13 protein-coding genes are annotated in these 11,681 nt (G+C 76.1%); 1 reads left to right on the top strand and 12 read right to left on the bottom strand.

Annotated elements, in window-relative coordinates; translation table 11 throughout:
• Window positions 1-121: 121 nt before the first annotated feature.
• The 11 genes from GD970_RS18775 to dacB form a co-directional block, all read right to left on the bottom strand.
• Window positions 122-640, bottom strand: a complete 519-nt coding sequence (locus GD970_RS18775; protein WP_152204429.1) for a PH domain-containing protein — start codon at window positions 638-640, stop codon at window positions 122-124.
• Between the two features lie 152 nt (window positions 641-792).
• Window positions 793-1,278, bottom strand: coding sequence for a DUF3180 domain-containing protein (locus tag GD970_RS18770; protein WP_152204428.1), 486 nt, complete (start codon window positions 1,276-1,278; stop codon window positions 793-795).
• Window positions 1,278-1,868: a 2-amino-4-hydroxy-6-hydroxymethyldihydropteridine diphosphokinase gene (folK, locus tag GD970_RS18765; RefSeq protein WP_152204427.1), complete on the bottom strand. Its 591-nt coding sequence runs from the start codon at window positions 1,866-1,868 to the stop codon at window positions 1,278-1,280. The genes GD970_RS18770 and folK overlap by 1 nt, the downstream gene beginning before the upstream one ends.
• Complete coding sequence (gene folB, locus GD970_RS18760) at window positions 1,865-2,266, bottom strand: dihydroneopterin aldolase (protein WP_226925461.1); 402 nt, start codon at window positions 2,264-2,266, stop codon at window positions 1,865-1,867. The genes folK and folB overlap by 4 nt, the downstream gene beginning before the upstream one ends.
• The gene (gene folP / locus GD970_RS18755) at window positions 2,263-3,129 is read right to left on the bottom strand and encodes a dihydropteroate synthase (protein ID WP_226925460.1); all 867 of its coding nucleotides are present in this window, start codon (window positions 3,127-3,129) and stop codon (window positions 2,263-2,265) included. Before folP ends, folB begins: the two co-directional genes overlap by 4 nt.
• Before the next feature lie 99 nt (window positions 3,130-3,228).
• Complete coding sequence (folE, locus tag GD970_RS18750; protein WP_152204444.1) at window positions 3,229-3,804, bottom strand: GTP cyclohydrolase I FolE; 576 nt, start codon at window positions 3,802-3,804, stop codon at window positions 3,229-3,231.
• Between the two features lie 101 nt (window positions 3,805-3,905).
• Window positions 3,906-5,957: an ATP-dependent zinc metalloprotease FtsH gene (gene ftsH, locus GD970_RS18745; protein ID WP_152204426.1), complete on the bottom strand. Its 2,052-nt coding sequence runs from the start codon at window positions 5,955-5,957 to the stop codon at window positions 3,906-3,908.
• A 222-nt stretch (window positions 5,958-6,179) separates the two neighbouring features.
• Window positions 6,180-6,734 (bottom strand): hypoxanthine phosphoribosyltransferase, encoded by a 555-nt coding sequence (hpt, locus tag GD970_RS18740; RefSeq protein ID WP_170297266.1) that lies wholly within the window; start codon window positions 6,732-6,734, stop codon window positions 6,180-6,182.
• A gap of 10 nt (window positions 6,735-6,744) precedes the next feature.
• Window positions 6,745-7,797 (bottom strand): tRNA lysidine(34) synthetase TilS, encoded by a 1,053-nt coding sequence (gene tilS, locus GD970_RS18735; RefSeq protein ID WP_152204425.1) that lies wholly within the window; start codon window positions 7,795-7,797, stop codon window positions 6,745-6,747.
• An 86-nt stretch (window positions 7,798-7,883) separates the two neighbouring features.
• A complete protein-coding gene (locus GD970_RS18730) occupies window positions 7,884-8,945 on the bottom strand; it encodes a zinc-dependent metalloprotease (protein ID WP_152204424.1) in 1,062 nt (353 codons plus the stop codon).
• Window positions 8,946-8,990: 45 nt separating this feature from the next.
• On the bottom strand, window positions 8,991-10,361 hold the full coding sequence (gene dacB, locus GD970_RS18725; RefSeq protein ID WP_226925459.1) for a D-alanyl-D-alanine carboxypeptidase/D-alanyl-D-alanine endopeptidase: 1,371 nt from the start codon (window positions 10,359-10,361) through the stop codon (window positions 8,991-8,993).
• 153 nt (window positions 10,362-10,514) lie between these two features.
• Between dacB and GD970_RS18720 the strand changes: the two genes are divergently transcribed.
• Window positions 10,515-11,033 carry an inorganic diphosphatase gene (locus GD970_RS18720; RefSeq protein ID WP_152204423.1) on the top strand — a complete coding sequence of 173 codons (519 nt, stop codon included), beginning with the start codon at window positions 10,515-10,517 and terminating at the stop codon, window positions 11,031-11,033.
• 164 nt (window positions 11,034-11,197) lie between these two features.
• Here the strand turns inward: GD970_RS18720 and GD970_RS18715 are convergent.
• Window positions 11,198-11,681: C40 family peptidase (locus GD970_RS18715; RefSeq protein ID WP_193314985.1), on the bottom strand; the 484-nt coding region annotated here is incomplete at its 5' end.

Below are 11,681 nucleotides of genomic sequence, written 5' to 3'. Positions count from 1 at the left end.
GATCCCGCGGCGGGTCCCGGGTCGGCCCCGGACGCAGCGGGTCCCGGGTCGGCCCCGGGCGCGGCGGGTCCCGGCCCGCCCGGCGCCGGGGGAAGGGTGTGGTCGGGGCCGGCCATCGCGGTCACAGCCCCGCCAGCCGCGCCTCACCGCGCGCGGTGAGCCGGTCGCGCAGGCGGGCGGCCTCGGCGGGCGGCAGCCCCTCGATCTTGGCGTCCGAGTGGGCCGAGGCCGTGTGCAGCTGGACCTCGGCGACCCCGCACCAGCGGTCCAGCGGGCCGGCCTTGACGTCGACGAACTGCATGCGCCCGTAGGGCACCACGGTCAGGGACCGGAAGAGGATGCCGGTGCGGATGAGCAGGTCGTCGTCGGCCTCGGCGTAGCCCATGGCGCGGACCTGCCGCGGGATGAGCCACAGCAGCCAGCCCGCCAGCGCCACGACCGCGACGGGGGCGAGCCACGTCCAGCCACCGACCAGGACGCCCAGCGCCACGCCCGCGACCAGCGGGAGCAGCAGGGTGGCGCCCGCGACGACCAGCCGGGCCCGGATCAGGCCGTCCGAGACCGGCCGGAAGACGACGTCCCGCGGGTCGAAGGGGTCGGCCCCGGTGCCCGGGCGGGGGTCGTCGGGGAAGTCGCTCATCAGTTCGCTCCTAGCTGCGCCGGACTCGGCTGTCTCCCCCGATCCTGGCAGATGCGCCCGACATCCCCATCCACCTCCAGGACGGTCCGAAACGCGCGGGCTCCGCCGGGCGGCGGAGACGGGCGACGGAGACGGGCGGCGCGGCGCGCCGGTCAGGCCGCGGTCGGGGCGCCGCGCCCGCCGCGCGGGTGGTGGTCCTCGTCGTCCGGCGGCACCCGGCACCACCACTCCACGAGCAGGGCCACGCCGACCAGCGCCAGGCACGCCACCAGGGCCAGCCCGGAGGCCCAGGCCTGCTCGCGGGGCAGCGGAGCGGTGAGGTTGTCCAGCGTCTGCAGCAGCTGGGCGGTGAAGTAGCCGACCAGGGCCGCCCCCACGAGCGCGCAGGACTTGGCGAGCATGACGACGCGGGCCGCCCCGATCGGCGTCATCGAGGTCGGCTCCTGCTTGACCATCCGGCGCACGCTGCGGCCCAGCAGGAGCAGCACGACGGCGAGCAGGGAGGGCCCCAGGAAGGTCACGATCGGCACGGGCACGGGCAGGTAGCCGCGGTCGTCCAGGCCGGCGAGCACGAGGAAGGTGACCAGCCCGGCGCCCAGCGCCAGGCTGACGAGGAGCTGCCAGGAGGTGCGGCCCATCAGCGGGCCCCCTCGGCGGGGGCGGGGGCCGCATCCGGCACCGGGCCGGTGCGCCAGCCGGGGGCGAGCCAGCGGATCGTCCCGCGGTCGGCGGCCCGCTCGGCCAGCTCGGCGACGGCTCCGCCGTCGGGCCCGGGCAGGACGGCGCCGGGGTCGGCGGCGGCCCAGGGCGCGAGCACGAAGGCGCGCAGGTGGGCCCGCGGGTGCGGCAGGGTCAGCTCGGGGTCGGCGACGACGAGGTCGTCCACCGTGATGACGTCGACGTCGAGGGTGCGCGCACCCCATCGCTCCGCGCGGGTGCGGTGGTGGGCTCGCTCGAGGTCCTGGGCCAGGCGCAGCAGCGCGCGCGGGGCGAGGGTCGTGCGCCCCAGGACGACGGCGTTGAGGTAGTCCGGCTGGGCGGCCTGGCCGGGGGCGAGGACCGGGGCGGTCCGCGCCAGCGGCGAGACGCGCACGGCCTCGAGCCCCGGGGCCTGCTCGAGCGCGTCGGCGGCGGCCCGCAGCGTCGCGAGCGGGTCGCCGAGGTTGGCGCCCAGGGCGAGCACGAACGGCACGGCCGCGGCCGGCCGCCGGGTCAGCAGGTCGCTCACCGCCCGCCCTCCCGCCGGCGCCGGATGTGCACCGCGACGTCGTCGAAGGGCACCGTCAGCGGCGCGCGCGGCTTGTGCACGGTCACGTCGACGGCGTGCACGCCGGGGTGGGCGAGCACGACCTGCGCGACGCGCTCGGCGAGGGTCTCGACGAGGTCGACCGGGTCCCCGGCGAGGACGGCGGTGACCTCCTCGGCGACGTCGGCGTAGCTGACCGTGGCGGCGAGCTCGTCGGTGCGGGCGGCGGCGCGGGTGTCCAGGTGCAGCACGACGTCGGCGCCGAAGGGCTGGCCCTCGGCGCGCTCGTGGGGGTAGACGCCGTGGTGGCCGGTCGCCCGCAGCCCGACGAGGCGGATCTGGTCGAGCTCGTGCCCGTCCGGGCCCAGGACGGCGCTCACCGATGCGCCCGCCACGCGGCGGCCACCCGCACGGCGTCAGCGGTCGCCGCGACCTCGTGCACCCGCACCGCCCACGCGCCCGCCTGGGCGGCCAGGGCGCTGACGGCAGTGGTGGCGTGGTCGCGGGCGAGCGGCTCGGCGGCGAGCGCGGGGGGCACGACCCCGGAGAGGAACCGCTTGCGCGAGGCGCCGACCAGCACGGGGTAGCCGAGTCCGGCGACGGCGTCGAGGTGGGCCAGCAGCGTCCAGTTGTGGTCGGCGTTCTTGGCGAAGCCGAGGCCGGGGTCGAGCACGATCTGGTGGTCCTGCACGCCGGCGGCCCGGGCCTGGTCCACCCGCTCGCGCAGCTCGCCGCACACCTCGGCGACGACGTCGTCGTACACGGCCAGGGAGTTCATCGTCTCGGGGGTGCCGCGCCAGTGCTGGATGACGTACACGGCGCCGGCGCGAGCCACGGCCTCGGCCATCGTGGCGTCGGCCAGCCCGCCGGAGACGTCGTTGACGATCTGGGCGCCGGCGGCCACCACGGCCTCGGCGGTGGCCGCGTTGACGGTGTCGACGCTGACGACGGCGCCCTCCCCGGCGAGCGCCTCGACGACGGGCAGCACGCGGGCGGCCTCCTCGCCCGGCGTGACGGGGGCCGCGCCGGGGCGGGTGGACTCCCCGCCGACGTCGATGATGTCGGCGCCCTGGGTCAGCAGGTGGCGGGCGTGGGCGATGGCGACGTCGGTGTCGTACCACTGCCCGCCGTCGGAGAAGGAGTCGGGCGTGACGTTGACGATGCCCATGACCAGCGTGCGCCCGGGGGCGCGCAGGGCCTCGGGCAGCGGGCTCGGCGCGGCGGACGTTCCTGGAGTGCTCACCCGGCCAGGTTAGCGCCGGGTGCCGGCGGCGCCGTCAGCGGGGCACCGCCGGCGCGGGCACCGCCGTCGGCCGCGACGGCGCCGACCAGGGCGCCGCCGTCAGCCGCGGTGGCCCAGCAGCAGGCTCATGGCCTCCGCGCGCGTGGCGGTGTTGCGCATCTGCCCGCGCACCGCGGAGGTCAGGGTGCGGGAGCCGGGCTTGCGCACCCCGCGCATCGACATGCACAGGTGCTCGGCCTCGACGACGACGAGGACGCCGCGCGGGGCCAGCCGGCGCACCATGGCGTCGGCCACCTGGGAGGTCAGGCGCTCCTGCACCTGGGGGCGGCGGGCGTAGCCCTCGACGAGCCGGGCGAGCTTGCTCAGCCCGGTGACCCGCCCGTCGGGGGCCGGGATGTAGCCGACGTGCGCGACGCCGTGGAAGGGCAGCAGGTGGTGCTCGCACATGGAGTACAGCGGGATGTCGCGCACGATGACCATCTCCTCGTGCCCGATGTCGAACACCGCGTCGAGGTGGTCGGCGGGGTCCTCGCCCAGCCCGGCGAACATCTCCTGCAGGGCGCGCGCCACCCGGTCGGGGGTGCCGAGCAGCCCGTCGCGGTCCGGGTCCTCCCCCACCGCGGTGAGCAGGTCGCGCACCGCCCGGCGCACGCCGTCGGCGTCGTAGGGTCGCACCGCGCGCCCGCCGTCGGCGATGGGGGCGGCGTCGCTGACGCTGACGTCGTCGGCGGGGGTCTCGGCGGAGCCGGCGATGCCCGTGCCGGGGCCCGGCACGCTCACAGGCCCTCGGCGGCGCCGCCGACCCGGCCGCCCTCGGGCACCTGGCCCACGCCGTCGAGCGGGGTCTCCCCCGCCGCGGCGGACTGGTCCTGCGGGAGCATGTGCTCCCCGCGGGCCCGCTCGGCCGGGGTGAGCACCGGCGGGATGTCGCTGACCTGGCGCTCGTCGGAGGAGAGCCAGATGGGCCGCGCCGGCCGCTTGATCACGGGGGCGAAGATCTCGGCGAGCTCGGCCTCGTTGAGCGTCTCCTTCTCGAGGAGCTTGAGCACGAGGTCGTCGAGGACGTGGCGGTACTGGGTGAGGATCTCCCAGGCCTCGTCGTGCGCGGCCTCGATGAGCCGGCGCACCTCCTCGTCGACGATCCGGGCGACGTCCTCGGAGTAGTCGCGCTGGTGGCCGTAGTCCCGGCCGAGGAAGGGCTCGCCCTGGGTGGTGCCGAGCTTGATGGCGCCGACCCGGTCGCTCATGCCGTACTCGACGACCATCTTGCGGGCGATGGCGGTGGCCTTCTCGATGTCGTTGGACGCGCCGGTGGTGGGGTCGTGGAAGACGATCTCCTCGGCCACCCGGCCGCCCATGGCGTAGGCGAGCTGGTCGAGCAGCTCGTTGCGGGAGGTGGAGTACTTGTCCTCGGTGGGCATGACCATCGTGTAGCCCAGCGCCCGCCCGCGCGGCAGGATCGTCACCTTGGTCACCGGGTCGGTGTAGCGCAGCGCCGCCGCCGCCAGGGCGTGGCCGCCCTCGTGGTAGGCGGTGACCTTCTGCTCCTTCTCGTTCATCACCCGGGTGCGCTTCTGCGGGCCGGCGATCACGCGGTCGATGGCCTCGTCCAGGGCGCGGTCGTCGATGAGCTGGGCGCCGGAGCGGGCGGTGAGCAGGGCGGCCTCGTTGAGGACGTTGGCCAGGTCCGCGCCGGTGAAGCCGGGCGTGCGCTTGGCGACCATGCCCAGGTCCACCCCGGGCGCCATCGGCTTGCCCTTGGCGTGCACCTGGAGGATGGCGGCGCGCCCGTGCAGGTCCGGGGCCTCGACGGCGACCTGCCGGTCGAAGCGGCCCGGGCGCAGCAGGGCCGGGTCGAGCACGTCGGGGCGGTTGGTCGCCGCGATGAGGATGACGTTGGTCTTGACGTCGAAGCCGTCCATCTCGACGAGCAGCTGGTTGAGGGTCTGCTCGCGCTCGTCGTGCCCGCCGCCGAGGCCGGCGCCGCGGTGGCGGCCGACGGCGTCGATCTCGTCGACGAAGATGATCGCCGGGGCGTTGGACTTGGCCTGCTCGAACAGGTCGCGCACCCGGGAGGCGCCGACGCCGACGAACATCTCGACGAACTCCGAGCCCGAGATGGAGAAGAACGGCACCCCGGCCTCGCCGGCGACGGCGCGGGCGATGAGGGTCTTGCCGGTGCCGGGCGGGCCGTAGAGCAGCACGCCCTTGGGGATCTTCGCGCCCACGGCCTGGAACTTCTCGGGCTCGGCGAGGAACTCCTTGATCTCCTGGAGCTCCTCGACGGCCTCGTCCTCGCCGGCGACGTCGGCGAAGGTGACCTGCGGGGTCTCCTTGCTGACCATCTTGGCCTTGGACTTGCCGAACTTCATCATCCCGCCGGCGGCGCCGCCGGAGCGGGACAGCAGCCACCAGAACACGCCGAAGATGATGATCATCGGCAGCACGAACAGCAGCAGCGAGCTGAGCCAGGACTGCTGCGGGACCACCGAGTTGTAGCCCTGCGGCGGGGCCGCGTCCTCGACCGCCTGGACGACCTGCGGTCCCTGCGGGGAGACGTAGAAGAACTCGACGGACTTGCCCTTGTCCACGGTGCTGCCGTTGCCGTCGGGGGCCTTGTACGGCTCCGACAGGGTCATGCGCACGCGCTGGGTGCCCTCGGTGATCTCCACCTGCTGGACGGTGCTGCCGTGCAGCAGCTCCAGACCCTGGGAGGTGTCGATGCGCTGGGTGCCGCCCTGCCCGAGCAGGGAGTACCCCATGGAGACGAGCAGGATCATCAGGAGGATCCAGATGAGTGGGCCTCGCAGCAGGTTCTTGGCGTTCATCGAGTGTGGGCTGCTCGCCCGGTCCCTCCTGGTCGCACGGTCATCGCCCGACGGTATCTGACAAACCCGGCCGGACGCCGGGCGCCGCCGGAATGTTCGCGCAGGGCTTGCTTCCTGCAAGAACGGCCGCGGAGGCCCCGGTGTTCCCCCGGCCGGTCCCCGGGATCCGGCCGGAGGCCGGCGGTTTGGGGGTCCGGGCCGCCGCCCGCGGCGCCTGGTCGCTCAGCCGCCGTAGACGTGCGGGGCGAGGGTGCCGACGAAGGGCAGGTTGCGGTAGCGCTCGGCGTAGTCCAGGCCGTAGCCGACGACGAACTCGGTGGGGATGTCGAAGCCGACGTAGCGGACGTCGACGGGCACCTTGGCGGCCTCGGGCTTGCGCAGCAGCGCGGCGATCTCCACCGAGGCCGGCCCGCGCGAGCGCAGGTTCGACAGCAGCCAGGACAGGGTCAGCCCGGAGTCGATGATGTCCTCGACGATCAGGACGTGCCGGCCGTGCAGGTCGGTGTCGAGGTCCTTGAGGATGCGCACGACGCCGGAGGACTTCGTGCCCGAGCCGTAGGAGGACACCGCCATCCAGTCCATCTGCACGGGCAGGTGGAGGCGGCGGGACAGGTCGGCCATGACCATGACGGCCCCGCGCAGCACCCCGACGAGGAGCAGGTCCTTGCCGGCGTAGTCGGCGTCGATCTCGGCCGCCATCGCCGCCAGCCGGTCCTCGATCTGCTCCTGGGTCAGGAGCACCTTCTCGAGGTCGCTGCCCATGTCCTGCGCGTCCACGTCCGCTCCTTCACTGCGTCTCGTCGGCTGTCGCGGCGCCCCCGGCGGGGCCCAGAGACAGCCTGCCACACGCCCGGTGGGCGACCACGCCGCCGGGCAGCTGCACCGGGCCCTGTCCGCGGTAGGCCGCGACGAGGGCGTCGAGGGCGTCCACGTGGACCGCCGCCAGCGCGCCGGGGGCGGCGCCGGCCCGCAGGGCCGCGGCGTGCAGGGCGCGGGTGCGCAGCGCCGGGTGCGCGGCGGCGAGCACCGCGACGTCGAGGACGACGGCGGCGTCGTCGGCCAGGGCGCGGGCGAGCAGGTCGGCGGCGAGGTCGTCGAGGAGGTCGGCGTCGCGGCGCAGGTGGACGGCGGTGCGCCCCAGCGCGGGGACGACGCCGGGGCCGAGGGCGTCGGCGAGGGCGGGCAGGACCCGCTCGCGCACCGCGGCCCGGCGCAGGGCAGTGCCGTCGGCGGCGCGCCAGGGCCCGGCGCCGGCGTTGCCCGGGTCGAGGACGAAGTCCAGGCCCAGCGCGTGGCACACCGCCTCGGTCTGGGCGCGGCGCAGGGAGAGGAACGGGCGGCGCCACGGCCCCCGGGCCGGGGCCATGCCGGCCAGGGACCGGGCCCCGGAGCCGCGGGCCAGGCCCAGCAGCACGGTCTCGGCCTGGTCGTCCAGGGTGTGGCCGAGCAGGACGGCGGCGGCGCCGGTGTCCTCGGCTGTGGTCTCTAGGGCGGCGTAGCGGGCCGTGCGGGCGGCCGCCTCGGGCCCGCCAGCGCCGCGCCCGCCGCTGCCCCCGGGCACCTCGACGGCGCGCACGGTGGCCTCGAGCCCGAGCGTCCGGCAGTGCGCGGCGGCCTGGCGGGCGACGTCGGCCGAGCCGGGCTGGAGGCCGTGGTCGACGACGACGGCGGCGGCGAGCCAGCCGGCCCGCGGGGCCACGAAGGCGGTGGCGGCCGCGAGCGCGAGGGAGTCCGCCCCGCCCGAGCAGGCGACGAGCACCCGGGCGCCGGGGGGCAGGTCCGCGAGGTTCTCCCGCACCGCCGACCGGGCCGCGGCGACGGCGGGGTGCGGGGCGGACATGGGGCCGAGCGTAGACCGGCGCCCGGCCGGGGCGGCCGCGGGGCCGCGCGGCGCCGGCGGGCCAGGCTCCGGGCCGGGCTCCGGCGTCAGCCGTGGACCCGGCGCACCCAGGCCTCAGGCTCGGCGATCTCGGCCGCCGTGGGCAGGTGCTCGGGCCCGCTCCACACGGCGTTGAGGCCGCGGTGGCCCACCCGGTTGATGACGGTGCGCACGAACGACGCCCCGTTGCGGTACTGGGCGATCTTGGCGTCCATGCCCAGCAGCCGGCGCAGCGCGACGTCGGGCAGGGAGGTCCCGTCCCGGCGCTTCTCGAAGGCGGCCCGGATGCGGCGCACGGAGGGCAGCCGGGCGGGGCCGACGGCGTCCATGACGACGTCGGCGTGGCCCTCGAGCAGGCTCATGACGGCGACGACCTCGGCCATCGCGGCCCGTTCGGGCTCGGTGAGGAAGGCCTCGACCAGCGGGCCGCCGACGTCGTGCGTGGGGGCGTCGCCGCTGCCGGCGAGCACCGAGCGCAGGGTGTCCACGACGGCGCCGACCGCCCGGGCGAGCCGCTCGCTGCCGTCGGTGGTGTCCGAGATGCCCTCGACGAGGGCGCGCATGCGGTCAGCGAGGTGGTCGGCGAGCCAGGGCGCGGCGGCGAACTGGACCGCGTGGGTCTGCTCGTGCAGGCACACCCACAGCCGGAAGTCCATGGCGTCCAGGTCGAGCTCGCGCTCGATCTTGAGCACGTTGGGGGCGACGAGCAGCAGCCGGCCCGGCGTCGCGCCGTCGCCGGTGAACGGGTCGAACTGGCCCAGCACCTTCCCGGCGAGGAGGGCGAGCATGAGGCCCATCTCCTCCCCCGCCATGCGGGCCGAGCCGGGCAGCTTGGAGGTGGGCAGCAGCCCGTCGGTCAGCCGGGCGAACATCGCCACGTTGGCCTCGGCCCAGCGGGGCCGGTCGACGACGTAGACGGGCAGGGCGCCGGCCCGGGCGGCGGCGTCGTGCAGGCCGGTGATCTGGGCGACGTGCCGGGGGGCCTCGGCGGCGGCGTCGCGCAGCACCTGGATGAGGCCGCGCAGCTCGGCGCGCGTGCCGCTCGGGCCGGGCCGGGCGAGGGTCCCGGCGCGGCGCACGGCCACCTGCCAGTCGACGGCGCTGCTCATGAACCTAACGTAACCGCTCAGCGGCACCCGCACGCCGCAAGCCGCTCAGCGGCACCCGCACGCCGCGAGCCGCTCGGCCCACGCGTCGATCGCCTGCCGGCCTTGCAGCGTCCCGCCCTCGGTCAGCCCGTCGGCGAGGACGGAGAAGACGAGCAGGCGGCCGTCGGCGGTGACCACCGTGCCGCTGAGGCTGCTGGCCGCCAGCAGGGTGCCGGTCTTGGCGCGCACCCGCCCGGCGGCCTCCCCGGGCAGGCGGTCGTCGAGGGTGCCGTCCAGGTGCGCCACGGGCAGCGAGGGCACCAGGGCGTGCAGCTCGGTGCGCGCGGGGTCCAGCGCGGTCAGCAGCGTGTCCACCAGGGCGGTGGCGGTGACGCGGTTGGCGGCGCCGAGCCCGGAGGCGTCGGTGAGGCTGACGCCGGTGGTGTTCACCCCCAGCTCGCCGAGCTGGGCGAGGACGGCGCTCGTGGCGCCCTCGAAGTCGGGCGCGGCGCCCCGCTCGACGGCGACCAGGCGGCCCAGCACCTCGGCGAGGGTGTTGTCGGAGGTCTTGAGCATCTGCCGGACCACCTGCCCGCTCGGCGCCGAGGCCACGGCGGCCAGCGGCCCGGCCCCCGCGGGGGCGCGGGTGCGGCGCACCTCCCCGGTGACGCTCACGCCGGCGTCGGCCAGCGCGGCGGCGAAGGCGGTGGCGGCGTCCATGGCGGGGTCGGTGGAGTAGCCGGCCCTCGTCCGGCCCGTGTCGACGGCGAGGGGCTGGATCGGCATGACGTAGTCGAGGTCGATGCCGGAGACGCCCGGGGCGTGCGGCGGCCCGCTGAAGAGGGTGTCGTCCAGGCCGACGGCGACGCGGCGCACGCCCTGCGCGGTGAGCCGCTCGGCGGTCTGGCGGGCGAGGTCGGCCAGTCCGGCGTGGCCCACGACGGCGTGCGGGTCGCCGTCGCCGGCGGCCAGCAGCACGTCGCCGCCGCCGACGAGGACGACCGTGTCGCCGTCGAGCACGGTGCGGGTCTCGAGGGTGCGGGTGGTGCCGAGCGCGTCCAGCGCGGCCGCGGCGGTGAGGATCTTCAGGGAGGAGGCGGGGATGCGGGCGACGTCGCCGCCGTCGTCGACGAGCACCTCCCCGGTGACGGCGTCGGCGACGACGAGGCCGAGGCCGCCGAGGCCGGGCGTCGCACGCAGGTCGGCGGCGAGGGACTCCAGCGCGGCGGCGGAGGGCACGGGGGCGTCGGCGTCCGGCCCCGGTGGGGTCTCGGCCGGCGCGCCGGACGGCAGCGCGACCCGGGGGTAGGGCGCGGGGTCGGCGGGGGCCGGGCGCGTCGTCAGGGGCCCGGGGACGACGTCCGCGGCGTCGGCCACGCCGTAGCCGGCGAGCATCACGACGGCGGCCAGCGTGGCGACGAGGGTTCGACGTGCCACCCGACCTCCTGTCCCGTTCTCGGCGTCGTGCCAGCACGATCACCCCGTCGTGCGACACACTAGTGCCCAGGAGCGCCGGGCCAGGCCGGCCGGGCGCACGTCACAGCGGCCCCGCGGGCGTGACCCGCCGCGCGGGGCGGAAGAAGGGAAGCCGTGGAGTTCGACGTCACGATCGAGATCCCGAAGGGGAACCGCAACAAGTACGAGGTGGACCACGAGACCGGCCGCATCCGGCTCGACCGGATGCTGTTCACCTCCACGCGGTACCCCGACGACTACGGCTTCATCGAGGGCACCCTCGGCGAGGACGGCGACCCCCTGGACGCGCTCGTGCTCCTCGAGGAGCCGACCTTCCCCGGCTGCCTCATCCGCTGCCGGGCGCTGGGGATGTTCCGCATGCGCGACGAGGCCGGCGGCGACGACAAGGTGCTGTGCGTGCCCGCCGCCGACCAGCGTGCCTCGTGGCGCACCGAGATCGACGACGTCAGCGAGTTCCACCGCCTGGAGATCCAGCACTTCTTCGAGGTCTACAAGGACCTCGAGCCGGGCAAGTCCGTCGAGGGCGCGCACTGGGTCGGCCGCGAGGAGGCCGAGGCGGAGATCCGCCGGTCCATCGAGCGGGCCGAGAAGTCCGGCTACTACAACAACGGGCACGCCGCGGCCGGGGCCTGAGCCACCGCCGCGCCAGAGGTTTTCCGGGCGGGGCCGCCGCGGTCCCCGGTCCTGAGAGAAGCAAAAAGGCCCCGTCCCCGTCCTCCCGGCTGCGGGAGGAACGTGGACGGGGCCTTTTTCTGTCGGTCGCGGCGGGCGACGCCGCCGGGGCGTTCCCGGGCCGGTCAGAGCCGGACCGCGAACGGCATGATGTTCGTGTAGAACATCGGCACCTCCTGCACGGCCGCCCCGGAGTACGGCGCCTGCACGCGCATGCCGCCGCCGCTGTAGATGGCGACGTGGTAGATGCCGCCGGCGCCGCCGTTGTTGGACCAGAAGACCAGGTCGCCGGCCTGGACCTGGCTCAGCGGGATCCGCGTGCCGACGTTGTACTGCGCACGGCTGGTGCGCGGCAGCGAGATGCCCGCCTGCTGGTAGGCGCGCATGGTCAGGCCCGAGCAGTCGTAGGCGTCCGGTCCGGTCGCGCCCCACCCGTACGGCTTTCCGATCTGGGTGCGGGCCCAGGCGATCGCCGTCTGCGCCGCGCCGGCCTTGACCGGCGGGGCCGGAGCCGGCGCCGGGGTCGGCTTCGGGGCGGGCGCGGGTGCGGGGGCCGGGGCCGGGGCGGGTGCCGGGGCCGGCGTCGGGGCGGGCGCCGGTGCCGGGCTG

The organism is Georgenia thermotolerans (assembly GCF_009193185.1).
Lineage (GTDB): Bacteria > Actinomycetota > Actinomycetes > Actinomycetales > Actinomycetaceae > Georgenia > Georgenia thermotolerans.
This window is presented reverse-complemented; position numbering and strand designations above follow the sequence as displayed.

What these genes read in the sequence shown, in the direction of transcription:
- ftsH (WP_152204426.1), bottom strand. Translation starts at nt 5,957, where the DNA reads ATGAACGCCAAGAACCTGCTGCGAGGCCCACTCATCTGGATCCTCCTG.
- tilS (WP_152204425.1), bottom strand. Translation starts at nt 7,797, where the DNA reads ATGTCCGCCCCGCACCCCGCCGTCGCCGCGGCCCGGTCGGCGGTGCGG.
- GD970_RS18770 (WP_152204428.1), bottom strand. Translation starts at nt 1,278, where the DNA reads ATGGGCCGCACCTCCTGGCAGCTCCTCGTCAGCCTGGCGCTGGGCGCC.
- GD970_RS18730 (WP_152204424.1), bottom strand. Translation starts at nt 8,945, where the DNA reads ATGAGCAGCGCCGTCGACTGGCAGGTGGCCGTGCGCCGCGCCGGGACC.
- GD970_RS18775 (WP_152204429.1), bottom strand. Translation starts at nt 640, where the DNA reads ATGAGCGACTTCCCCGACGACCCCCGCCCGGGCACCGGGGCCGACCCC.